The organism is Pseudonocardia xinjiangensis (genome assembly GCF_012911925.1).
GTDB classification, from domain to species: Bacteria; Actinomycetota; Actinomycetes; order Mycobacteriales; family Pseudonocardiaceae; genus Pseudonocardia; species Pseudonocardia xinjiangensis.
The window spans coordinates 1-23443 of the sequence record NZ_JAAXKY010000015.1 but is presented as its reverse complement, the minus strand read 5'-3'; the positions used below and the strand labels follow the sequence as shown (position 1 = coordinate 23443).

Here is a 23443-nt window from a genome sequence, read left to right as displayed (position 1 = left end):
CCTTGGGCGGTGACGGAACCGGGGCAGTGGCCGCGCTGGGCGACGGAACCCGTGGAGGTCGTCGACCACGACCCGCTCTGGCTCAGCCGCGGTGAGCTCGTCGCCGGCCAACTCGGCCGGCTCCTGGCGGAGTGGCTCACCCGTCCTGTGGAGCACATCGGTTCGACGGCCGTCCCCGGACTCGCTGCCAAGCCGATCATCGACGTGCAGGCGGCCGTGGCCGACCTCTCCTGTACGGCACACGTCGCGGATGTGCTGGCCCCGGAGGGCTGGCACGTCGTGCCCGCGGAGCTCGACCGACGGCCGTGGCGTCGCTTCTTCGTGCTCGTCGAGGACGACCGGCGCGTTGCGCACCTACACCTGATGATCGACGGAAGTCCGCGATGGCACGAACAGCTCGTCTTCCGCGATGCGCTGCGGAGCGACGCCGATCTCAGAAGGCGGTACGCCCGGACCAAGCAGGAACTGGCGTCCCGGCACGCGAATGATCGCGAGGCGTACTCGCACGGCAAGGCCGAGTTCGTCGCGACCGTGGTGGGATCAGGCGGCCGCGTCCGAGCGTTCCGGGCGCTTCCTGGCCGCCAGCACGCCGTCGATGCTGAAGCGACCGGCACCGACCGCCGCGATCAGCAGTGCGACCACGCCGATGAGGCCGACGAGCTCCCAGCCGCCGCTCTGGACGAAGACACCGTTGCTGATGTGGACGAAGACCAGGGCGCCTGCCATGTCCAGGGCGACGAGGATCGCGGCCACCGCGGTGGCCAGGCCGACCAGCAGCAGTAGCCCTCCGCCGATCTCGGCGACCGTGGCGTAGAGAGCGGAGACCGTCGGGAGCGGGATGCCCATCGCCTGGAACGACGCGGTGGTGCCGCCGATGCCGTCGGTGACCAGCTTCTGGAGGCCGTGCGCCATGAGCACGACACCGAGCAGGACGCGGGCGACGAGGACGGCGATGTCATCGGTGGGCTTGGGCAACGTCATGGGGAGCCTCCAGAGGCAAGTGCGGGGATCGGACCGTCGATGTGAGGGGAGGACGCACCTGCGGCGTTCGCCGGGGTGCATCGGCACGGCGGCGCCGTGCTCCCGTCCCCGTCAGGTCGTCCCGAAGGCCGGGGGCCGCTGCTGGGGCACCGACTCACGCGTCCGCATCAGATGGGCGACGCTGTAGCGCCCCGGGCCGGTGGCCGCGATGGCGAGGAGCCCCGCACCGAGCACGCCGACGAGCTCCCAGCCTCCGTCGCCGACGAAGATGCCGTGGGGGATGTGGACGAAGATCGCGGCGCCCGCCATGGTGACGAGCTCCAGCGAGGCGACGAGCAGGGTGGCCACCCCCGCCACCATCAGCACGCTGCCGGCGAACTCGACCACCGTCACGAACGAGGCGGAGACGATGGCGAGCGGGATGCTCATGTTCTCGAACCCGGCCGAGGTCTGCCCGATCCCGTCGATCGCCAGCTTCTGAAAGCCGTGGGCGAACATCACGACGCCGATCACGACACGCGACAGCAGCAGCATCCAGTCGCGTGACGGCGCGGGCAGGGATCGGAACATCGGGAACTCCAGGGATGACTCGGTGATCAGCCTGACAGGAGGCTGCTATCAGTCAACTCAGCAGCGCTGTCCGGGCTCCGCCGCCCCGCCGTCGGCGCGGCCATCGAACGGATGGCAGCGACGAGCAGCAGGCAGAGTGCCGCTTCGCGCACGACCGCACGTGTCCGGTCGGTCAACCCCTTGATCGACACCGTTGGGCGCTCAGCGTCGAGATCTTGTATCACTTCACGTGTTCTGTCCCCCACGACACGGGAGCGGGCTCCCGGCCCGTCGTGATCGTGGCCGCCTTGTCCTGTGCTGATCGGTGGCGGCTGGCAGCATGGCGGTCGATGGCTGGCACCGCGATCGTCCTCGGTGGGGGTGGCGTGCTCGGCGCCGTCCAGGTCGGCATGCTCCGCGCGCTCGTCGAGGCCGGAGTGCGTCCCGACCTGGTGCTCGGCACGTCGGTCGGAGCGATCAACGGTGCGGTCCTCGCCGCGCTGCCGCCTGCCGACGTGCCCGACCGGCTCACCGCGCTGTGGTCCTCGGCCGAGGCCAGGGCCGTGTTCGCGGCGGGCACGATCGGACGGTTGCGGGAGCTCGCTCGAAGCCGGGTCGCGGCGCATCCCTCGACGCCGCTGCGCCGGGCGCTGACCGCCGTGCTCGGGGACCGGCGGATCGAGGATCTCCCGGTGCGCTTCCTGTGCTGCGCGGCCGGTATCGAGCAGTCCGCGGAACACTGGTTCGACCGCGGCCGGATCGTCGACGCGGTCATGGCCTCGGCGGCCGTGCCCGGGCTGCTGCCGCCCGCGGTCGTCGAGGGCCGCCACTACATGGACGGTGGCCTGGTGAACAGCATCCCCTTGGGCCACGCCGTCGAGCTGGGCGCTGACCGGATCTTCGTGCTGCACGTCGGTCGGGTCGACCAGCCGCTCCGACCGCCGCGGCAGCCGTGGGAAGTGGCGATGGTGGCCTTCGAGATCGCGCGCCGACACCGCTACGCCCGCGATCTGGCCGCCGTTCCCGACGGCGTCACCGTGCACGTGCTGCCGGCAGGCGAAGGAGCCGCCCCGCGCTGGGACAGCCGCGCCGCGCTGCGTTACCGCGACGTCGGGACCACCGCGAAACGGATCGCCACTGCGTACCGGGCGTCCGTCGAGTACCTGGACGCCTCGCTCGGCAGCGACCACCGGTGACGCCACCGCCTCGCTGGGTCCGGCGGACGATGCTCGCACCCGCCGTGGTGCTGATGACCGTCGCTGTGGTCACCACGTTGCCGATGTGGTTGCTGCTCGCGGCTGCCCTGTCGCCGTTCCTTCCCGGCCGGTGGCGCCCGCTGCGCGTGCTGTGGGTGGCGGTCGTGGCGATGGTGCTCGACAGCGTCGTGCTGGTGGTCCTGTTCGTGTTGTGGCTGGTGTCGGGGTTCGGGCTGCTGGTGCGCTCCCCGCCGTTCCAGTACCTGCACTACCGGCTCGTGGGCTGGTACCTGCAGGTGCTCTACGGCGAGGCGGTCCGGGTGCTGCGCCTGAAGGTCGAGGTGGAGGGCCCCGACCCCGACGAGTACCTCGACCGTCCGCTGCTCGTGTTCTGCCGCCACGCCGGCCCGGGCGACTCGTTCCTCCTGGTCCACGCGCTGGTGAACTGGTACGCGCGCGAGCCGCGCATCGTGCTGACCGCGGCCCTGCAGTGGGATCCGGCGCTCGACGTGGTGCTCAACCGGCTGCCCACCCGGTTCCTGCCGGCCGGCGGCGGAGCACAGCTGCAGCGACGGATCGGCGAGCTCGCCACCGCGCTCGACCACAACGACGCGTTCGTGATCTTCCCCGAGGGTGGCAACTTCACCGAGCGCAGGCGGCTGGCCGGGATCAAGCGACTGCGGGCGCGGGGCCTGGAGCGCATGGCGCGCCGTTCGGAGGCCATGCGGCACGTACTGCCGCCGCGTCCCGGCGGAGTCCACGCGGCGCTGGCCGCGGCTCCCGAGGCCGACGTCGTGTTCGTCGCGCACTCCGGACTCGACCACCTCTACACCGTGGCCGACATCTGGCGGGAGCTCCCGCTCGACGCGACCGTACGGATGCGCTGGTGGCGGGTGCCCGCGGCCGACGTACCGTCCGGCGAGGAGGACCAGGTGGAGTGGCTCTACCAGTGGTGGGCGAAGATCGACCACTGGATCGAGGAGACCCGCAGGCTGCCCTGAGCGAACGACACCGCGCCACCCGCCGGGTGGATCGGCGATCGGGTCAGGCGGCAGCGGGCTGCAGCGACCCCCAGAACGACCTGGCGACCCGCACCGCGAGCCGTTCGAGAAGTGCTGCTGCGACCGCGACGAGCACCGCGGTGAAGAAACCGGTCATAGCTTCCGCCTTCCGATGGATGTCCAGGATCGGTGACGGTGGTGAGCGATGGGCGCACCCGGGCTGGATGTCCGATGGCGAGAAGATGACGAGCGCGTTCAGCCGGGGGCGACGAGACGTTGCGCCACGAGCTGTGCAGTGGTGGCCGCCACCGCCGCGGTGAGCGCGATCGCCCACTGATGCGGCAGGAGTGGCCGCGACCCGACGGCGTGGCTGAGCCCGGGGATCTGGACGGCGACGGCGAGCAGTGCCATCGAGCCGACGACCGACGCGGCGACGAGCGGGGTGCGCCCGCGGACGGCGAGGGTCTGCCCGAGCTGCGCGCCGACGAGCGCGACGAGTCCCGTGGTGCCGGCCTGGCCCGGCGTGCTGACGGGGCGGCTCACCAGCCATGCGGCGCCTGCGGCGGTCGCCGTGATGGCGGCGCGGACCTGGATGTCGCGGATCAGGGCGCCGCCGAGTGAGGTCTCGGGTCCTTCGGCGAGGAGCTGTTCGGGGGTGGCGTGGGGCGGCGGGCGGACGGCGACGGCCATCGCGGGCAGGACGTCGGTGAGCAGGTTGATCAGCAGGAGCTGCCGCGCGTTCAGCACGCCGCTGCCTCCCGCGAGCCCGGTGGCGAGGGTGTAGACGATCTCGCCGAGGTTCCCGCCGAGGAGGATCGACAGGGCGTCGCGGACCGATGACCACATGCCGCGGCCCTCGACGATCGCATCGGTGATGGTCTCGATGCGGTCGTCGGTGACCACGAGGTCGGCCGCCTCGCGCGCGGCCGGCGTGGCTCTGGCACCCAGCGCGATGCCCACGTCGGCCAGGCGGATGGCGGGCGCGTCGTTGGTGCCGTCGCCGGTGACGGCCACCGCGAGACCCCGCTGTTGCAGCAGCCGGACGATCCGTGCCTTCTGCGAGGGGCTGACGCGGGCGAACACCGCCGTGCGGGGCAGGGTGTCGGTGAGCTGGGCGTCGGTGAGCTCCTCGAGCTCGACGCCGGTCATGACCGTGCGTCCGTTGAGGGCATCCAGCTCGGCGGCGATGGACTGGGCCGTGCTGGGGTGGTCGCCGGTGATCATGACGATCTCGACGCCCGCGGCGCGCAGGGTGGCCACCGCATGGGCGGCGGTCGGGCGGACGGGGTCGACGAGCGCGACGAGACCGCGGAACTCCAGGTCCCGGACGTCGGCCTCGGCCAGGCGGGTCTGGTGGGGAACGCGCCGCTGGGCGACGGCGAGTACGCGGTGTCCCTCCCGCGCCAGGCGGTGCACCTCCTCGTCGATGGCGGCGCGCGTGGCGTCGTCGAGCGGGTGGGCGTCCTCGTGCCGCTTGCGCGTGCTGCAGAGGGGCAGCACGACCTCGGGTGCGCCCTTGACGCTGATCCGCTCGCCGCTGTGACCGCGCCAGAGAGTGGCGTGGTACGCGCGGCTGGACTCGAAGGGGAGCTCGTCGAGCTGCTCGACGAGCGCGTGCCCGTTCTCCGCGCTCACCCCGATGGCGTCGGCGCCGCGCAGCACGGCCCGGTCGGTCTGGTGGGTGACCTGGTGCGGGTCGGCCCGGAACGGGCTGGCGCGCACCGCGACGGCGACGACGTCCTGCAGGTCGCGAGGGAGCGGCTCGTCGACGGTGGCGGTGGCGGTCCCGTCGGACACCTGGCGGAGACTGATCCGGCCCTCGGTGAGGGTGCCGGTCTTGTCGAAGCACAGCACGTTCACCCGGCCGAGGGCCTCGATCGTCGACGGGTTGCGCACCAGTGCGCCGCGGGCGGACAGCCGGCGGGCGGCCGCGAGCTCCGCCACCGTCGCCACGAACGGCAGCCCTTCGGGCACGGCGGCCACCGCGAGGCTGACCGCCCGGGTCAGTGCCACCCCCGTCGGCTGCCGGCGCAGGAGGTCCACCGCCATCAGCACGACGCCTGCGCCGAGCGAGATGGGCAGGGTGCGGGCCGTGAGCTTGCGCAACCGGATCTCCACGCCGGTCGGGGGCGCCTGCTCGCCGTCGTGGTGCAGCGCCCGACCGGCCTCGGTGTGGCTACCGGTCGCGACGACCGCCGCCTCGGCCCGCCCGGCGGCGACCACCGTGCCCTCGTAGAGCATCGAGCGCCGGTCGGCGAGCGTCCGGGCGTTCGTCGCGCGGTTCGACTTCGCCACCGGCACCGACTCACCCGTCAGGGACGACTCGTCCACCTCCAGGTCGTGCCCGGAGAGCACCCGGCAGTCCGCCGGGACCGCGTCACCGGCCTGCAGCCGGATCACGTCACCTCGGACCAGCTCGTCGGCGCGCAGCTCCGCCTCGGACCCACCCCGGCGGACGTGCACCCGGGACGCGCTGCTGTGCCGCAGGGTGCGCAGCGCCCGCTGCGCGGCGACCCGTTGCACCCCACCGATGAGCGCGTTCACCGCGAGCACGGTGGTGATCAGCAGCGGGTCGAGGATCGAGCCGGTGGCCGCCGAGACCCCGGCCCCGGCGGCGAGTGCGGGGGTGAGCGGGTTGGCGAGCTCTTCCAGGGTCGCCCGGCCGAGACCGGCCGCGTCGGGGTCGCCGGGCGTGGACCGCTCGTGGTGGCGCCGCCGCGACTCCACCTCGGAGAGACCGGTCGGTGTGCTGCGCAACGTGCCCAGCACGGCCCCGGCCGACATGGCGTGCCACGGCGTCCGGTCGGCCGGCACCGGGGCGGGGCGCCGGTCGAGCGTCGTCGCCGACCAGACGCCGAGGCAGAGCGCGAGCAGCGCGGCGGTGTGCACGGGAATGGCGGCGCGGCTCGCCGCGCCGGTCGGGGGCCCGAGCACGGCGAGCAGGGCTCCGAACCCCGACCCCGCCACGGCGAGCTGCGCGGCGCGGCGGCTCACCTGCCGGGCCGCGCCGACGGCGTCCAGGAGCAGGCACACCTCGCCCGCCGACCGGGTCAGCACGTCCGCCGTCCACGGCGGGGTCTGCCGGGGCGTCACGGTTCCGATGCCCACGTCGGCGGCGACGAGCGCGCCGTGGTGGGTCCCGCTGACCACGGCGACCACGTGACCGTCGGCCTGGAGCGCCCGTACCGCGCCGACCAGCCCGGCCCCGCCGGCGACGGCCCCGTCGAGCTCCAGGCGCCGGGCCAGCTCGGCAGGACCTCCGACGAGAACCAGGCCGGCCCGTGCGGCGGCCGCCACGACCGCCTCGGCGAACGGATCGAGCACCGGTGAGACGCCGACGAGGGCGACCGGATCGCCGTCGCGGCGCAGGGTGAGCATGATCGACGACCGCCGGGAGAGCGCGGTGGCCGCCTCGCCCGTCCGTTCCGCCGCCTCCGGGCCGGTCGGCGCGACCGCCCATCCCTCCTGGGCACTCGGACGTCGTGGCCTGCGCATGTCGATCAGGTCGTGGGCCCGCTCGACGAGCTCGGCCGGATCGACGCCCTCGCCGATCGGCATCACCTCGTCGATGCCGTGGCGGCCGGTGAGCAGGATCTCCGAGTCCAGCACGATCGTGTCGACGCGGTCGAGCCTGCGCAGCACGTGGCGGTCGAGGACGAGGGTGCCCCTCGCGGCGGCGGCGCGGTCGAGCTGGGCGGCGAACCCCTCCCGCCCCGACCGCGCGGCCTTGGGTGCGCCGAGAGCGAGTGAGGTGGTGACCAGCGGCATCGACCGGGTGGCGGCGAACAGCGCCGCGGCGCCGCCGAGAGCGGCCACGCCGGACCGGTCGGCGACCTTCTCCACCGGTCCTGGCGGCAGGGGCGCCGGGCGGGGGCCGACCGGGTGGGCCGCAGCCCGATGGGCGCCCTCCTGACCGGCAAGAGCGCCGTCCCACACCGTCCACGCCCGACGGCGGGCCTGGCTCTCCTGGTAGAGGAGGTAGCGCTGGCAGGCGTCGACGACGAGCCCGATCGGCCGCTTGCCCAGCCCGTTGGACATCGCGGCGCCCGTGCTGAGCAGCGCCTCGGCGACGGGCTCGCCGACCGCCGCCTCGACGAGTCCGCGCAGGCGGGGGGTGGCGTCGACGAGCGCGAGGATCGACGACGGCAGCGCGATCGGCGCGGCGGGCAGCGCGCTGCCCACGGTCGTGTAGACCAACCCGACGGCATGGAGGCCGAACAGCGCGGCCTCCTGCAGCGCCCGGCCGGCGGCTCCCGGGTGGTCCTGGTCGGTGTGCGGCTCCGACGCGAGCCCGTGGTCCTCCTCGACCTCCTGCACGAGGTCCAGCACCTCGGACACGGGGAGCAGGTCCGGATCGAACTCGACCAGCACATGGCCCAGCGCCGCGTTGACCTCGGCCCGGCAGACGCCCTCGTTGGCGAGAAGCCGGTCCTCGATGGCGGTGGTCGGCGCGTCGCCGGTGTGGAGTCCGCGGACGGGGACGTGCACCCGCCCGTCCGACACCGAGGTGGCGCCGGAGGTGGTGGCCGAGATCAGCTCGGCCACCCCACTCGCAGCGCCGGCGATCGTGCCTACGGCGGCACCGGCCAGGTCGAAGACGCTCTGCAACACCAGTGCCTCGCAGCCAAGCATGAGGACGAGCCGCGACCTGGCGCGGCTCGTCCTGACGGATCAGGTCAGTTCTGTGCCTTCCCCGCCTGGGGCGGCGACCCCGGTGTCGTCGTCGAACCCGTGGTCTCGGCCTGCGCGGATGGCAACGCCGCGCGGGGCTGGGGATCCGCCGAACCCCGGCTGGCCAACGCGCTGCCGATGCCGATGGCCGCCGCCACCGGCCACTCGAGCACGCCGACGACGGCGGTGGCCGCCAGACCGCCGAAGAACAACATCGACTTCGTCGACGGCAGCATCGACCGCGCTCCACGTGCGGCGGCGTCGAGGTCCCCGCGGCTCGGCGCATGCAGATCCGGCACGCGGAACTGGGCGGTCACGAACGGCAGGTTCACCGTGGCCGACCGGTGTCCTTCGAACCGGCCCTCGGCCGGGCGGTCCGGGCGCACGTCTTCGGGCTGCTTCTCCGTCGTCCTCGCCTTGGCCGTCACTGCCCACCTCGCTCTGCGTCGATCACGGATTGAACAGCTGAGCGTTTCCGGGGTGGCCGGGAGGAAAACATGAGGCGGCGAAATTGGGCCGAATGGAGCGGAGAAATCTCGCTGGAACGGCATCTGTCGCATTTCGTTCATGGTCGTGATCGCCATGAAGTCCCCATTCGGTGGCGGCGCCCGGCCGTGGCTCTCCTGGGTGCCATCGCCGATGTTCGCGGTTGGCCGGCCGGAGAAACGGTCATCCACGTGGGTGGCGACGCCACGTCGGATCAGGAGGAGGGCACCACGATGAGCACGGGTGCGACGGGCAGGGAGCCCGACGACGCCGGCGAGGGGACGGTGCCCGTGGCACCGGACCGACCGGTGGTCGACGGGAGAGGGAAGTCGTCGGAGGAGCTCCGCGAGGAGGTCGTCGAGCTGGACGACGATCGGCTGCGGCATATCGACGAGCTCCGCGCGGAGCTCGGTGACACCGTCGAGGAGCTCGTGGCGCGCCTGGACGTCCCGGCGCGGGTGCAGGCCAAGAAGGTGGAGACGGTCGCGGCGGCCCAGCAGCAGTTCGACCGGATGTACCGGCTCGCCGTCGAGAAGGCCGAAGCCGTCCGGAAGATCCTTCGGGACCGGCCGGGTGCGGTGGCCGGTGCGGCCGCTGCCCTGTTGCTCCTCGTCGTGCTGCGCAGGCGGCGGAAGGCCAGGGTCACGGCCGCCGACGGCGGCTGATCGCCCGATCGGTGCCCGAACACACAGCCGGGGCGGCAGCGCGCCAGTGTGGACACTGCCAGCATGGTCGTCGTGAATGCGCAGCCGGGAATCTTCGCCCTGGGTACACCGGAGCACGGGTATCAGGAGTTCGACCTCCTGCCCGGAGCGCAGCCGGTCGATCTCGTCACGGCCGCGGCCTCGCTGGTGGGACCGTTGTCGACCACGGGTGGTGTCAACCTCGTCGTCGGTTTCCGGCCCGAACTCTGGGCGGAGGTGGCCGACCCCGCCGAGGTGCCGTCGGGCGCCCGCGGCTGGGAGGAGGGCATCGCCGGTCCTGACGGCTTCACCATGCCCGCCACCCAGCACGACGCCTGGCTGTGGACGGCGGGTGGGGACCGCACGGCGGTGTTCGACAACGGACGGGCGATCGTCGACGGCCTCTCGGCGGTCGCCCGGCTGCGACGGGAGACGGCCGGCTGGCTGTACCGCCACGACCGCGACCTCACCGGGTTCATCGACGGCACCGAGAACCCGTCGCTGCTGGAGGCCCCGGAGGTCGCGCTGGTGCCCGGCGGCAAGCCGGGGGCGGGCAGCAGCATCGTCCTCGTCCAGCTGTGGGAGCACAGCACGACTGCGTGGGAGAAGCTGCCGCAGGAGGAGCAGGAACGGGTCATCGGCCGGACCAAGCCCGACAGCATCGAGTTCGACGACGAGACGATGCCCGCCGACAGCCACGTCTCGCGGTCGACGCTGGAGGTCGACGGGCAGGAACTGGACATCTTCCGGCGCAACGTCGCCTACGGAACCGCCACCCGGCACGGCACGGCGTTCGTCGGATTCAGCTGCGAGCAGTTCCGGCTCGAGGAGATGCTGCGGCAGATGGCGGGCGTCGGCGACGGGATCCGCGACGCGCTGACCCGCTACACCCAGCCCGTCTCCGGGGGCTACTACACCGTCCCCTCCATCGACGCGCTCCGGCGGTTCGCGCCTCCCGAGGACGACTGACGAGCCCCGGGCGCCCCCCGTCTACTGCTGCTCGTCGGCGGCCGCGCGGGCGGCCACGGCGGCGGTGATGGTGGCTTCGGCGCCTTCCTTGGTGACACCGAGGCCGCCCAGCACGCCCGTGCCGTTCTCGAGCTCGAGAAGCGCGAGCAGGATGTGCTCGGTCCCGACGTGGTCGTGGCCCAGCCGCAGGGCCTCCCGGAACGTCAGCTCCAGCGCCTTGCGTGCCTGCGGGTCGAACGGGACGAGGTCGGGCACCGGATCGGCCGCGGGGGGCAGGGCCGCCACGACCGCCTGGCGCACCGTCTCCAGCTCCACGCCCTGCGCGACGATCGCCTGCGTGCCGAGCCCGTCCGGCTGGCCCAGCAGACCCAGCACGAGGTGCTCGGGCCGGATCGTGTCGTTCCGGGCAGCATGGGCCTCGTTCTGGGAGACGACCACCACGTTTCTCGCACGGTCGGTGTACCGGCTGAACCCCTGATCGGGATCGAGGTCGGCCGGCTCACCGGGTCCCTTCGGCACGAAGCGCTTCTGCGCCGCCTGCTTGGAGACGCCCATGCTGCGGCCGATCTCCGTCCAGGACGCGCCGGAGCGTCGTGCCTGGTCGACGAAGTGGCCGATGAGGTGGTCGGCCAGGTCGTCGAGGGCCTCGGCGGTGATGACTGCGGTGGACAGCTGGTCGAGGGCGCCGGTGTGGACCTTCTTGATGCCGTCGATCAGGTCGTCGAGTCGGACCGGGTTGGCGATGCGGACGCGGTTCGTCATGCGTCAACTCTAAGTTGACGGTAGAGGTTCGTCAACCCGAAGTTGACGGTAGCTGGATCTCGGAATGATCAAGACGGCAGCCGTGGTCGCCGTCGGCAGCGACAGCCGGGTGGCTGCGGCGCATCCTTACGCGGTGACGGGGGCGCGGGAGGACGAGGGTCGGGGCCGGACCACGAGCGCCCGGCGGTGACGGACACCCGCGAGCGGGGCCACGCGGTGCGCCGGGTGCTGCGGCGCACGGTCGGCAGCGCGTGGGACGACGACATCTTCAGCGAGTCCGCCTCCGCCGCGTTCTGGCAGACGCTGTCGCTGCCACCCCTGCTGCTGGGCCTCTTCGGCGTGCTCGGCTACGTCGGCGGCTGGTTCGGCCCGGACACGGTCGTGGCCGTCCAGCAGTGGATCATCGACCTCACCAGCGGCGTGTTCAGCCGCAACGCGGTGGAGGAGATCATCGTCCCGACCGTGGCGGACGTCCTGACCTCCGCCCGTGGTGAGGTGATCTCCATCGGGTTCGTCCTCAGCTTCTGGTCGGGATCCTCGGCGATGGCCGCGTTCGTCGATGCGGTGACCAGGGCATACGGCCAGTACCAGCTGCGCAACCTGGTCTGGCAGCGGATCCTCGCGATCCTGCTCTACCTGGTGGGTCTCTCCGTCGGGATCGTGTTCCTCCCGATCATCGCGCTGAGCCCCGACCGCCTGCTCCCGCTGCTCCCCGATGCCTGGGAACCGCTGGCGGGAGTGGTGCTCGGATCGCTGTACTACCCGTTCATCGGGCTGGTGCTCGTGCTGGCGCTCACCACGTTCTACAAGATCGCGCTGCCGCTCAAGCCGCCGTGGTACCGGGGCCTGCCGGGCGCGCTGCTGGCCGCCGTGGTGTTCCTCGTCGGCGCGACGGGCCTGCGCCTCTACCTCGACTGGATCACCGGCACCGGCTACACCTACGGCGCGCTGGCGGCACCCATCGCCTTCCTGCTCGGCAACTTCTTCATCGCGCTCGCGATCATCCTCGGCGCCCACCTCAACGCCGCACTGCAGGACCTGTGGCCCGCCCCGCTGCGCCGACGGGGACGGCGTGCCGAGCGGCAGGCCCCGGTGCAGGATCTCGCCCACGCGGTCCGGGTCGCACCGGAGGTGGCCGCCGCTGTGCTCGAACGCCTGGACTACGTGGTCACGCGCCCGGCGGCCGGCGCCACCGGCCCTCGGGGCGGCGGAGCGGGCGACGTCCGCGGCGACGCGTGAACGGCACCGGCGGGTGCCCTCCTGATCCGGAGGAGGGCACCCGCCGGTGGACGCGCGGAGGTCAGCGCCGCATGGCATCCCGGGAGCCCGGCTGCTGGGCCGCGGTCAGCGCCGACCACGTCTGCTGCTGCACCCGCACCATGGTCTCGACCATCGAGGCGAAGATCCGGACCGGCGCGAACGCCAGTTCGACCCCCGACGCGACGGCCTTCGCCGGCGTGGCCGGAACGACCCATCGGGTTCCCGCCGCTGCCGGCTGACTGGGCGCGGGCGCCCACCCCTGCTGTCCCTGCGGACCGGGAAGTCCCTGCGGGCCCGGCAGCCCGGGGGGCCCGGGAGGGCCGGCCGGCCCCTGCGCACCGCGGATTCCGGGCTCGCCCTGCTCGCCCTTCTCACCGCGCTCGCCCTTCTCGCCCTGCTCGCCGCGCGGACCCTGGTCGCCGCGCTCGCCCTTCTCGCCGGGCAGGCCCTGCTCTCCGCGTGGGCCCTGCTCTCCGGGCAGGCCCTTGTCACCGCGCTCGCCGGGCAGGCCGTGCTCCCCGCGCTCGCCCTGCTCGCCGCTGGGGCCCTGCTCGCCACGCTCACCCTTGTCGCCGGGCGCGCCCTTCTCGCCGGGTGCGCCCTGCTGGCCGCGCTCGCCGGGCGAACCCTGCTCGCCGTGTGCGCCCTTGTCTCCGTGCTCGCCCTTGTCTCCGGGTCCGCCCTTGTCTCCGGGTCCGCCCTGGCGGCCGTTCTCGCCGGGTGCGCCGTGCTCGCCCTTGTTGCCGGGCGTGCCCTGCCCGCCGCGGAGGCCCTGTCCGCCGCGGGTGCCCGGCTCGCCCGCCCGGCCCTGCTCGCCGCCGGGGCCCGCTGCTCCGCGGACGCCCTGCTCGCCGCGCTCGCCGCGCTCGGCCTGTGCGGTGCGGGGACGATCTGTGCCGGTGCTCCGGCGGGCCGTCGGTGTCGATTCTGCTGTCTCGTCTGCCATCTGTGTTCCTGTCCATCAGCGCTCGGGATGTGGGGCTGTCCGTGGTGTGGCGCCGGGTACCGGCGCCCACTCCTGGGAGGTATCCCAGGCATCGATCGGCAACCCAAGCGCCCGGGTCGAAACCGTCACAATCTGAATCTCGAACGTCCGTTCGAGTTGTCCACCGAGCTGTCCACAGCTGTGGATGCCGTCCGGCATCGGAGCCGCGGCGCCGCCAGGATGGGGGCATGAGCATCGTCCGCTGGGGAGTGGTGGGGCCGGGCCGGATCGCGGAGAAGGTGGTGGCCGACTTCCCGCACGTACCGGGAGCGGAGGTCGTCGCGGTCGCGTCCCGATCGGCTCAACGCGCGCAGGCCTTCGCCGCCACCCACGGGATCGCCCGCGTCCACGACTCCTACCGCGCGATCGTCGAGGACGACGCCGTCGACGTGCTGTACATCGCCACCCCGCACCCGCACCACCGTGCCGTTGCGCTGGCGGCGATCAAGGCGGGCAAGGGCGTGCTGGTGGAGAAGGCGTTCACGGTCACGCCCGCGGCCGCCCGGGAGATCGCGGATGCGGCCACCGACGCGGGGGTGTTCGCGATGGAGGCTATGTGGACCCGCTTCCAGCCCGCCGTGGTGCGGATGCGGGAGCTGATCGCCGACGGCGCGATCGGCGAGGTTCGCGGAGTGCAGGGCGAGCTCGGGGTGAACGCCCCGACCGACCCGCTCGACCGCTACTACAACATCGCCATCGGCGGCGGCGCGCTGTTCGACCTCACCGTGTACCCGATCTCGTTCGCCCAGATGGTGCTCGGCACCCCCGACACGGTCGCCGCCCACGGCACGCTCGCCGCGAACGGCGTCGACATCGAGGAGGCCGTGCTGCTGGGCTGGGCCGACGGCCGCACCGCGTCCCTCTTCACCTCGCTCCGCTGCGCCACCCCCGGGCAGATGCGCATCTTCGGCACCGGAGGCTGGATCGACCTCCTGCCGCGCTTCCACCACCCCGACACGTTCGTGCTCCACCGCACCGGGCACGACGCGGAGGAGGTCACGGTGCCGCACGTCGGGGGCGGTTATGCCCACGAGCTGCGTGAGGTCACCGACGGTGTCCTGGCGGGGCGCACACAGAGCGAGGTCATGCCGCTCGCCGACACCGTCGCGGTGCAGGACGTGATGGGTTCGGTCGCCGACCAGCTCGGCATGGTGCCGCAGGAGGGGCCTGCCGAGCTCTGAGTACGAGGCCGGGCAGTTCCGCGCGCCGGCTGTGGTCCTCGCAGGCCCCGTGGGCCCTGTGCAGACCGCACCCGGCGCGCGGAAGGGGTCATCATCGCCAGGTGCAGATGCGAATCGATCTGGTCACCGTCGTCGTCGACGATTACGACCCTGCCATCGCGTTCTTCGTCGACGTGCTCGGTTTCGAGCTCGAGGAGGACTCCCCGTCGCTCACGAACGACGGCAGGCCGAAGCGGTGGGTCGTCGTCCGGCCGCCCGGCGCCGGGACCGGGCTGCTTCTCGCCCGCGCCGACGGGGAACGTCAGTCCGGCGCGGTCGGGAACCAGGTGGCCGGCCGAGTCGGGTTCTTCCTCCAGGTGGCCGACTTCGATGCCGCCTACCTGCGGATGGCGTCCGCGGGCGTCGAGTTCGTGACCCCGCCCCGTGGGGAGGACTACGGGCGCGTCGCCGTGTTCCTCGACGTCGCCGGCAATCGGTGGGACCTGCTCAGGGCTCCGGAGGTGGACGCATGAACGAGACCTACGAGGTCGTCGAGCTCGTGCAGGGGTTCCCGGGTCGCAGCACCCGGCACGGCGTGCTCGGCTGGAGCAGCGTGACGCTCCTGCGCGGGACCGACCGGCTGGTGCTCGTCGACTCGGGGAGCTTCGGGATGCGGGCGGTGCTCGCGCAGCGGCTCGCCGAACACGGCGTCGAGCCGGGTGACGTCACCGACGTGCTGCTGAGCCACACCCACCACGACCACGCCGCCAACTACCTGCTGTTCCCCGGAGCCGCAGTGCACGTCGGCGCGGCGGAGCTCGCCTGGGCGCAGGCCGTCGGTCCCGCGTTCGGCCCGGTGCCCGAGCTCTACGTGAAAGACCTGGCGACCAACCCACGAACCCGCCCGATCGAGACCGGGCCGGACGCGCGCTGCCGGGTCGTGCCGGGCATCACGGCCGTGGCCGCCCCTGGCCACACCCCGGGCAGCCTCGTCTTCCTGGTGGAGGGGACCGCCGGTCCCGTCCTGTTCACCGGCGACGCCGCGAAGAACCGTGCCGAGCTGCTGTCCGGCGACGTCGACATGACCACCGACCGCGACGCCAGCAGGCGCACCCTTGCGCTCATCACGGCTCTGTGGCGCGAGCGGCCCGGCGCCGTCGTCGTTCCTGGCCACGACGTCCCGCTCGTCTGGCCGGAGGGGCGCGACCACCCGGAGTACCTCGGTGTCCGGGAGGCCGGGATCCAGGCGTGGTTCGGCGACGACCTCGCCACCACCCACGACGTCGACCTCACCCCGACGCGTCGCGTCGGCGACACCGGTGGCGCAGACTGGCCGCGGCGCCCGAAGGAGTGAGGCCGAGGATGCGGGAGATGCGTGTGCTGCGGCTGGTGGTCCACGTGCGGACGCGGGAGCCGGTGCTGCTGCTCGGCGAGGTCGACGGCGACCGCTGCCTTCCCGTGTTCCTGCACCGCGGCCCGGCGGAGGTGATCGCGGCCGGTCGGAGGGACGAGTCCCGCCCGCCGCTGCCGCAGGACGTGCTCCTGCCGGTGGTCACGGGCCTCGGACACCACCTCGACGGCGCCGAGATCACCGAGCTGCGCGAGGGCAGGTACTCGGCCGCGCTGGTGTTCGACGGCGGCCACCGCGTTCCGGTCCGGCCGAGTGACGCACTGGCCTTCGCGGTGCGGGAGGGCCTGTCCATCGGCGTGGCAGACGCGATCCTCGACGAGGTCGGTCAGCCGGTCAGCGACCTGTTCCCGAACGGTGCGGACGCCCCACCGGACCAGCAGCTGCGCACTTCCGGGAGTTCCTCGACGACGTGTCACCCGACGATTTCGGACGCCCTGGCGGCGGCTGACTCCCGGCGGACGACGATCGCTCCCAGCCCGGCGGCGACGAGGCATGCGATGGCGCCGAGCACCAGACCGGCGCGACCTCCGAAGTGCTGGCTGACCACGCCGGCGATGGGGCCGCCGATCGGCGTCGACCCGAGGAACGCGACGGCCCACAGCGCCATCACCCGTCCCCGCATGTGCGGTGCGGCGGTCAGCTGCAGGGTGCTGTTGCCCGTGGACTGGAAGGCGACGCTCGCCGCTCCGACCAGTGCCATTCCGCCGAGCGCCAGCATCAGCGTGGGGGAGAAGGCGGTGGCCAGCAGCGCCACGCCGAACGCGGTGGCCCCGACGACCATCGACTTCATCCCCGTCCGTCCCCGCGCGGCCACGTAGAGGCCACCGACCACGGCGCCGACGCCCATCGCGGCGGTCAGGAAGCCGTAGGTGCGGGCATCACCGCGGAAGGTCTCGCTGGCGACGATCGGCAGCACCACCTGGAACTCGTACGCGAGGCAGCCGACCAGCCCCATCATGAGCAGCGGCACCGCGAGCTTCGGCGTCCGGCGGACGTAGCTGAAGCCCTCACGCAGCTGTCCGGGAGCGCGGGGAGCGGGGTCCGAGGGGCTGAGCTTCGACGTGTCGAGCCGGCTGAGCGACACGACAACGGCGACGAAGCTCACCGCGTTCAGCATGAAGCACAGCCCGATGCCGCCGGTGGCGATGACGATGCCGGCCACGGCCGGGCCCACGGCGCGGGCGCAGTTGACCAGCACCGAGTTGAGGCTCACGGCGTTGCGCAGGTCGGTCGGACCGACCATCTCCAGGACGAACGACTGGCGGGCCGGGTTCTCGAAACAGTTGTTGAGGCCGAGCAGGAAGGCGAGCGCGTACACGTGCCACAGCTGGACGACGCCGGTGATCGTCAGCAGCCCGAGCAGCAGCGCGAGTGCGCCCATCATCGACTGGAGGCCGATCATCAGCTTGCGCTTGTCCATCCGGTCGGCGATCACGCCGCCGTACGGGCCGAGGACGAGCGTCGGCAGGGTCTGCAGCGCGACGACGAGGCCGAGCGCCGTCGCCGAGCCGGTGAGCTGCAGGACCAGCCAGGACTGCGCGATCGTCTGCATCCAGGTGCCGACGAGCGAGATGGACTGGCCGCTGATGTAGCGCCGGTAGTTGGGGTTGGACAAGGACGCGAAGGTCTGCCGGCGCAGCGCATCGAGAGGGGCGAGGGTTCGCTCGCCGACGAGAGTCACTGGTTCTCCTTGCGGGGTATGGCGGGGGTCAGCTGGTCGGCGAGGGATTCGAGCGCGGGCAGCGCGGCGAGCAGCTCGGCCGCGTGGGCCGCTGGCATCGTCGCGAGACGGGCGCTGAGCAGCTGGGTGCGTTCGGCGCGCAGGCGCAGGTGCTCCGCACGCCCGACGTCGGTGCACTCCACGCGAGCGGCGCGCCGGTCGTCGGGGTCGGGGTCGCGACGGAGCAGACCGCCGTCCTCGAGCTTGGCCACGATGCGCGAGAGCATCGTGGGGTTGACGCCCTCGACGTCAGCGAGTTCGGACAGGCGTACCGACCCGAGACGCACGACCGTGGCCAGCACGGATGCCTGGGTGCGGGTCAGCGCGTCACCGCGCGACTGCCGGTCGAGCAGACGCGAGATGCGGGCGAGTGCGATCCGGAGGCGGGCGACTGCCTCGTCGTCGAAGGTGTCCGTCATGTCGCCTCCTCCAGATAGTTGCCTGACAATAAGCAACTATACGCCCGAGGAAGTATCACCGCTGGTGAGGGGATGTGAGCCCCGATACCGGGAGAGCTTGCGGTGTGGCCGGTCGACGCGACCGGCACCCGGTCAGATCCGGGCGCTCGCTCGTGCCTCGATCGCGGTGCCGGCCAGAACGAGACATCCGACGGCGGGTGGCAGGAGTACCGGCAGCTGCCAGACGAGCGCGGTGACGGCGACGAGCGCACCGACCAGCAGCGCGCAGCCGGAGAGGTCGGCCGCGGCGCGAGCGCCCGCCAGCCGGAGCAGGGCCGACCACGCCGGGCCGTCCGCGCGCCACAGCGCCGCGGCGCGGAGCAGGACGACGAGCCCCGCGACGGCGGTGGCGGCGACCACCCCGGCCACCGCGACGGCACCGGGGAGCCCGGCCCGCACGACCACGAGGGCGTCGAACCCGAGGAGCGCGCAGCCCCCGACGACACCGGCGGCCGCGGGCGCGCTGGTGTGCAGCGCCCGCCGCAGGTCGCCGACGAACACCCGCGCCCCGCTGGTCCGGTGCTCGACGAGCCTGCGGACACCCGAACACCCGGCCGCGAGTGCCGCGGGAAGGGTGACCAGCGGCAGCGCCGCAACCGCCACCAGCACGCCGAGCAGCAGGCACTCGGCGAAGAGCTCCAGCCGGCCGACCCGGGTGGTGTCGCTGCTCATCCCTTCATCCCCGAGGTCGCCACACCCTCGACGAGGTAGCGCTGGAACGCGAGGAAGAACAGCAGCACCGGGATCAGGGCCAGCAACGACATCGCGATCATCGCGCCGTAGTCCGACGTGGTGGTCTGGTCGATGAACGCCTGCAGCGCGATCGGCAGCGGGTAGTTCTCCGGGCTGTTGAGATAGAGCAGCGGGCCGAGGAAGTCGTTCCACGTCCAGATGAACGTGAAGATCGAGACGGTGATCAGCGCGGGCCGCGACAGCGGCAGGATGATGTTCCAGAACAGCCGCAGATGCCCGCAGCCGTCGATCGTGGCGGCCTCGTCCAGCTCCCGCGGCAGCGTGCGCATGAACTGCACGATCAGGAACACGAAGAACGCCTCGGTGGCCAGGAACTTGCCGATCAGCAGCGGCACGAACGTGTCGATCAGGCCGGCCCGCTGGAAGATGATGTACTGCGGGATGATCATGACGTGGAACGGCAGCAGCAGCGTGCCGATCATCATCGTGAACATCAGTCCCCGCCCGCGGAAGCGCAGCCGGGCGAAGGCGTAGCCGGCCATCGCCGACGACGCCACCGTGCCGATCACCGAGAGCACGGCCAGCACCACGGAGTTGCGGAAGAAGCTCCAGATGCTCACCCCGGCAATGCCCTCCGCGGCCCGGGCGTAGTTCGCCCCGGTCGGCGTGGCCGGGAACAGCTCGAGGTTGCCCACGATGTCCCGGGACGGCGTGAACGACGCCCCGATCGTCCAGGCCACCGGGTAGAGCAGCACCACGAGGATCGCGAGCGCGGCAACGTGCCAGACCACCGAGCGGACGCGCGTGGTCATCAGCTGCTCCCGTCGTTGTAGAAGACCCACGAACGCGAGGTGCGGAAGAGCACCGCGGTGACCAGCCCGACGGCCAGCAACAGCATCCAGGCCATCGCCGACGCGTAGCCCATCCGGAAGTCCTGGAAGCCGCGCTCGTACAGGTAGAGCGTGTAGAAGAGGGTCGACCCGGCGGGTCCGCCGAGACCATTGCCACTGCTGACGACGAACGCGCTGGTGAAGGCTTGGAACGCGCCGATCGTCTCCATCAGCACGTTGAAGAAGATCACCGGCGACAGTGTGGGCAGCGTGATCGACCAGAACTTCCGCCACGGGCCCGCGCCGTCGCACTCGGCGGCCTCGTACAGCTCGCGCGGGATCTGCTTGAGCCCGGCCAGGAAGATCACCATCGGGGCGCCGAACTGCCACACCGCCAGCAGCACCAGGATCATCAGCGCCCGCGACGGGTCGCCGACCCAGCCGCCCGAGGGGAAACCGAGCGCGGTGAGCACCCGGTCCACCGCGGCGTCGTCGCTGAACAAGGCCCGCCAGGTGATCGCGATGCTGACGCTCGCGCCGATCAGGGACGGCGCGTAGAACGCCGACCGGTAGAACCCCTGGCTCCGGCGCGGGCGGGCCAGCAGCATCGCGACGGCCAGCGCGACGGCGAGCTTGAGCGGTGCCGAGATCACCACGTACGTCAGCGTGACCAGCACCGACTGCCGCCACCGCTGGTCGGCGAACATGTCGACGTAGTTCTGGAGCCCGACCCACTCCGGCGCCGTGAACAGGTTGTAGTCCGTGAACGACAGGTAGAGCGACGCGAGCATCGGCCCCAGCGTCAGCAGGAGCATGCCGAGGATCCACGGGCTCAGGAAGAAGTACCCGGCCGGCCCGTCCGTGCGCAACGATTTCCTCGTGCGCCCGCCCGGGCCGGCCTGCTGGGGACCGGCGCTCGGGCGCAGGCCCCGGGACAGGGCAGGCCCTGCACTGGTCCCCGCTGTCACCTGAGTGCCGCCTCGGTCTCGGAGAACCACTGCGCCGCCGCGTCCTGCACCGAGATGCGGCCGTAGGCCATCTCCTCGTTGATGCGCAGGAAGGCGGAGTCGGCGGTGCCCACGCCCGCGGGCGGCAGGGCCGACGGCACCGTCAGCTGCTGTGCGATCGTCTTCTCGTACTCGGCAACCGCCGCGTCGGTGGCGGAGAGCTTCGGAGTGGCGGCCGCGCGCTGCGCGTTGCTGGCCGGCAGGCCGCGGTTACCGCCGAAGATCTCCCCGACCCGCGGGTCGTTGACCATGAAGTCGATCAGCTGGGCCGCCTGCCGCGGGTGGTCGGTACCGCTGAACGCCGAGAGCAGGATGCCCGGCCGCAGCCGGATCCCCAGGTCGGCGGGGTTCGAGCTGGGCAGCGCGCCGAGAGCGAACTCCCGATCGGACTCGCCCGCATAGCGGGTGACCATGCTGTCGAGGTTGACGGTCGAGGCCGCCAGGTCGGCGCCCATCACCGTGACCGGCAGGGCCTGCGCCACCTTGTCCTGGGGTGGGAACGCCCCGGCCGCCCGCAGGTCGACGCCCTGCTGCCAGAACCGCTCCAGGTCCGCGGGCGTGGCCTCGATGCGGCCGTCCTCGGTGAACAGGGCCTTGCCCTGCTGGCGCAGCCAGATCTCGAAGACACCCATGATCGACGTGTAGTCCCACGCGCCCGCCATGCCGGAGGTCTGCGCGACCTTCGTGATCGCCGCCCCGTACTCCTCCCAGGTCCAGCGCTCGGGGACGCTGACCCCCGCGGTCTGGAACGCGGCCGGGTCGTAGATCAGGCCCCAGGTGTTGCCGGACAGGGCCACCGCGAACCGCTGGCCGTCGACCACGCCGGCCTGCTGCAGGCCGGGCAGCAGGTCGTTCACGGGTACCGGGTTCTCCGACTTGTCGAGGTCCAGCAGCAGACCCCGGTCGCCGTACTCCCGCAGGTAGCTGAAGTCCATCTGCAGGACGTCCGGGGTGCCGCCGCCCGCCGACTCCGTGTTGAGCTTCTGCCAGTACTCGGCGAAGTCGGAGAAGTTCGGGGTGATCTTGATGTCCGGATGGTCGGCCTCGAAGATCGCGATCGCCTGCTGCATGAGAGCGGCGCGGTCGGCATTGCCCCACCACGAGTAGCGGAGCTCCACCGGACCGCCGTCCCCACCGTCGCCTCCGCCGCTCCCGCCGCAGGCGGTGAGCAGCAGGACGGCGGCGCAGGCCAGCGCGGCGAGGAGACGGGATCGGTGCCGCTCTCCGTTGAGCATGCGTTCCTCCAGATCGGTAGGGGAGTCAGCGGGACCGCTGCGTCAGGGACTTCGCGCCCAGCGCGGCGAGGTGCGCGGCGCCGTCGGGGTCGTGCTCGCCGTCCGCCACGACCACCGCGTAGCGCAGGTGCAGCTCCGCGTCGTCGTCGAGCACGTACTCGGTCTCGCCGAACGGCGCCGGACACAGGCACGCGTAGAGGCCGGAGCGGACGAACCACGGCGTCGGGTGCCGCAGGTTGTCCTCGGCGTCGACGAACACCAGCGTGGAGGCGTCGCCGCCCTCGTCGTGCCGTCCGGTGAAGCCCAGCCACGGCCCGTGGACGCCGTTGAGGTCGTCGTCTCCGGACCGGCCGGGGGCCAGCACCGTGCCGCCGGTCCAGGAGCGCGGACCGCGCCAGAACAGCCCGGCGTATCCTGCGCCCTCGCGGCCCTCGGTCGCCGGGCTGCCGATGGGCAACGCTCCGCCGGAGACGTTGGTCAGCCGGGTGGACCACGTCAGTACCCACGCGTTCGCGCCCGCCGCAACGGTGACGTCGATGCGGCGGTGCTCGACGATCGCCGTCTCCCCGGCGGCCGTGACCCAGTCGAGGACGTGTCCGATCGTGGCGCTGTCCGCGTCGGCGTGCAGCACGTCGAAGCTGCGGTGCCGCATCGAGCCGTCGTTGTCCGACTGCCGGTAGCCGGGGCCCCGCGTGTAGGTCGGGCCACCCCAGAAGTTGTGCTCCCCGACGTTGGGCAGCGCGAAGCCCAGACCCTTGTGCCACACGTGGTCGTGCGGGCGGTAGAGGCTGACCAGCTGCCCGGACAGCGTCCGCAGTGGATGGACGTAGGGCCGCGGCGACTCGAGCTGCGGGTCCCACGGGTGCGTGACGTAGCGGAGCAGCTGTGCGCCGTGGTGGGTGACGGACACCGAGCGGCCGTGTTCGTGCTGCAGCCCGAGCCCGAGGGGGGCGGGCTCGGGCAGCAGGCCGCCGACGGGGCCGCTGGCGCCGGCGTAGGGCATCAGCGTGCCGAGCTGTCGGCGGGGAACGGGGGCCGGGTGCTCACGGATCTCCGATCGACGGTGACGGGGGTCGGAAAGCGCTTGCAACGGTCGCATACGACACGCAACCGCACAATCGGCAATTTTCCGAAACTTCCGACGGTCCGGGCGCCCACGCCACCACCCATCCGACCCGCGCGCGACGGGAGAAGGTCGCACCGCGACATGGACACATGTCGCGGAATCCGGGCCCGAAAATCAGCCACACGTGTCCATGTCGCCCCCACCCCGCGAGTCGCCCGGAATGCGTGCGCGAGTCGCCCGTTCCGGCAGGCAGGCCGACCAGCCCGGCTCTGCACCGCCGCGACATGGACACATGTGGCTGTTCAGAAGCGGTCTCGGGC

Annotated in this window: 21 protein-coding genes and 2 pseudogenes; 10 read left to right on the top strand and 13 right to left on the bottom strand. The window is 72.4% G+C overall.

Annotation, left to right across the window (positions count from 1 at the left end; translation table 11 throughout):
- Window positions 1-9 precede the first annotated feature (9 nt).
- Window positions 10-522, top strand: a pseudogene (locus HF577_RS07300) (GrpB family protein); the annotation flags it as partial.
- Window positions 523-540: 18 nt separating this feature from the next.
- Here the strand turns inward: HF577_RS07300 and HF577_RS07295 are convergent.
- Both HF577_RS07295 and HF577_RS07290 read right to left on the bottom strand, forming a co-directional pair.
- Window positions 541-981: a DoxX family protein gene (locus tag HF577_RS07295; protein ID WP_169394976.1), complete on the bottom strand. Its 441-nt coding sequence runs from the start codon at window positions 979-981 to the stop codon at window positions 541-543.
- A gap of 111 nt (window positions 982-1092) precedes the next feature.
- The gene (locus HF577_RS07290; protein WP_169394975.1) at window positions 1093-1551 is read right to left on the bottom strand and encodes a DoxX family protein; all 459 of its coding nucleotides are present in this window, start codon (window positions 1549-1551) and stop codon (window positions 1093-1095) included.
- A 329-nt stretch (window positions 1552-1880) separates the two neighbouring features.
- Between HF577_RS07290 and HF577_RS07285 the strand changes: the two genes are divergently transcribed.
- Window positions 1881-2726: a patatin-like phospholipase family protein gene (locus tag HF577_RS07285; protein ID WP_169394974.1), complete on the top strand. Its 846-nt coding sequence runs from the start codon at window positions 1881-1883 to the stop codon at window positions 2724-2726.
- A complete protein-coding gene (locus HF577_RS37990; RefSeq protein WP_169394973.1) occupies window positions 2723-3727 on the top strand; it encodes a 1-acyl-sn-glycerol-3-phosphate acyltransferase in 1005 nt (334 codons plus the stop codon). Before HF577_RS07285 ends, HF577_RS37990 begins: the two co-directional genes overlap by 4 nt.
- 255 nt (window positions 3728-3982) lie before the next feature.
- Here the strand turns inward: HF577_RS37990 and HF577_RS07275 are convergent, their stop codons facing one another.
- Window positions 3983-8338, bottom strand: a complete 4356-nt coding sequence (locus HF577_RS07275) for a cation-translocating P-type ATPase (RefSeq protein WP_169394972.1) — start codon at window positions 8336-8338, stop codon at window positions 3983-3985.
- Window positions 8339-8403: 65 nt separating this feature from the next.
- The gene (locus tag HF577_RS07270; RefSeq protein WP_312858990.1) at window positions 8404-8826 is read right to left on the bottom strand and encodes a hypothetical protein; all 423 of its coding nucleotides are present in this window, start codon (window positions 8824-8826) and stop codon (window positions 8404-8406) included.
- A 291-nt stretch (window positions 8827-9117) separates the two neighbouring features.
- On the opposite strand from HF577_RS07270, the gene HF577_RS07265 reads away from it, so the two are divergent.
- Together HF577_RS07265 and HF577_RS07260 are read left to right on the top strand one after the other, a co-directional pair.
- Entirely contained in the window at window positions 9118-9549 is a 432-nt protein-coding gene (locus HF577_RS07265) for a DUF3618 domain-containing protein (protein WP_169394971.1), read from the top strand.
- A 63-nt stretch (window positions 9550-9612) separates the two neighbouring features.
- Complete coding sequence (locus tag HF577_RS07260) at window positions 9613-10536, top strand: Dyp-type peroxidase (protein ID WP_169394970.1); 924 nt, start codon at window positions 9613-9615, stop codon at window positions 10534-10536.
- 21 nt (window positions 10537-10557) lie between these two features.
- Here the strand turns inward: HF577_RS07260 and HF577_RS07255 are convergent, their stop codons facing one another.
- The gene (locus tag HF577_RS07255) at window positions 10558-11298 is read right to left on the bottom strand and encodes a Clp protease N-terminal domain-containing protein (RefSeq protein ID WP_169394969.1); all 741 of its coding nucleotides are present in this window, start codon (window positions 11296-11298) and stop codon (window positions 10558-10560) included.
- A 186-nt stretch (window positions 11299-11484) separates the two neighbouring features.
- Here HF577_RS07255 and HF577_RS07250 point away from each other — a divergent pair, with 186 nt between their 5' ends.
- Entirely contained in the window at window positions 11485-12537 is a 1053-nt protein-coding gene (locus HF577_RS07250; protein WP_169394968.1) for a YihY/virulence factor BrkB family protein, read from the top strand.
- A gap of 61 nt (window positions 12538-12598) precedes the next feature.
- Here the strand turns inward: HF577_RS07250 and HF577_RS07245 are convergent, their stop codons facing one another.
- On the bottom strand, window positions 12599-13504 hold the full coding sequence (locus HF577_RS07245) for a collagen-like domain-containing protein (RefSeq protein WP_169394967.1): 906 nt from the start codon (window positions 13502-13504) through the stop codon (window positions 12599-12601).
- Window positions 13505-13731: 227 nt separating this feature from the next.
- Here HF577_RS07245 and HF577_RS07240 point away from each other — a divergent pair, with 227 nt between their 5' ends.
- From HF577_RS07240 to HF577_RS37985, 4 genes and pseudogenes are all read left to right on the top strand, one after another.
- Complete coding sequence (locus tag HF577_RS07240) at window positions 13732-14724, top strand: Gfo/Idh/MocA family protein (protein WP_169394966.1); 993 nt, start codon at window positions 13732-13734, stop codon at window positions 14722-14724.
- Window positions 14725-14831: 107 nt separating this feature from the next.
- Complete coding sequence (locus HF577_RS07235) at window positions 14832-15236, top strand: VOC family protein (RefSeq protein ID WP_169395019.1); 405 nt, start codon at window positions 14832-14834, stop codon at window positions 15234-15236.
- A complete protein-coding gene (locus HF577_RS07230; RefSeq protein ID WP_169394965.1) occupies window positions 15233-16057 on the top strand; it encodes an MBL fold metallo-hydrolase in 825 nt (274 codons plus the stop codon). The genes HF577_RS07235 and HF577_RS07230 overlap by 4 nt, the downstream gene beginning before the upstream one ends.
- 8 nt (window positions 16058-16065) lie before the next feature.
- Window positions 16066-16389 (top strand): annotated as a pseudogene (locus HF577_RS37985) (bifunctional nuclease family protein); the annotation flags it as partial.
- 137 nt (window positions 16390-16526) lie between these two features.
- On the opposite strand, the gene HF577_RS07220 reads toward HF577_RS37985, so the two are convergent.
- The 7 genes from HF577_RS07220 to HF577_RS07190 form a co-directional block, all read right to left on the bottom strand.
- Complete coding sequence (locus HF577_RS07220) at window positions 16527-17795, bottom strand: MFS transporter (protein WP_211173912.1); 1269 nt, start codon at window positions 17793-17795, stop codon at window positions 16527-16529.
- Window positions 17792-18253 (bottom strand): MarR family winged helix-turn-helix transcriptional regulator, encoded by a 462-nt coding sequence (locus HF577_RS07215; protein ID WP_211173911.1) that lies wholly within the window; start codon window positions 18251-18253, stop codon window positions 17792-17794. Before HF577_RS07215 ends, HF577_RS07220 begins: the two co-directional genes overlap by 4 nt.
- A gap of 132 nt (window positions 18254-18385) precedes the next feature.
- Window positions 18386-18964 (bottom strand): hypothetical protein, encoded by a 579-nt coding sequence (locus HF577_RS07210; RefSeq protein WP_169394964.1) that lies wholly within the window; start codon window positions 18962-18964, stop codon window positions 18386-18388.
- On the bottom strand, window positions 18961-19797 hold the full coding sequence (locus HF577_RS07205) for a carbohydrate ABC transporter permease (RefSeq protein WP_169394963.1): 837 nt from the start codon (window positions 19795-19797) through the stop codon (window positions 18961-18963). The genes HF577_RS07210 and HF577_RS07205 overlap by 4 nt, the downstream gene beginning before the upstream one ends.
- Entirely contained in the window at window positions 19797-20684 is an 888-nt protein-coding gene (locus tag HF577_RS07200) for a carbohydrate ABC transporter permease (protein WP_407692191.1), read from the bottom strand. The genes HF577_RS07205 and HF577_RS07200 overlap by 1 nt, the downstream gene beginning before the upstream one ends.
- Before the next feature lie 95 nt (window positions 20685-20779).
- Window positions 20780-22057 carry an ABC transporter substrate-binding protein gene (locus HF577_RS07195; RefSeq protein ID WP_169394962.1) on the bottom strand — a complete coding sequence of 426 codons (1278 nt, stop codon included), beginning with the start codon at window positions 22055-22057 and terminating at the stop codon, window positions 20780-20782.
- Between the two features lie 25 nt (window positions 22058-22082).
- The gene (locus tag HF577_RS07190) at window positions 22083-23060 is read right to left on the bottom strand and encodes a DUF6807 domain-containing protein (RefSeq protein ID WP_169394961.1); all 978 of its coding nucleotides are present in this window, start codon (window positions 23058-23060) and stop codon (window positions 22083-22085) included.
- Window positions 23061-23443 lie beyond the last annotated feature (383 nt).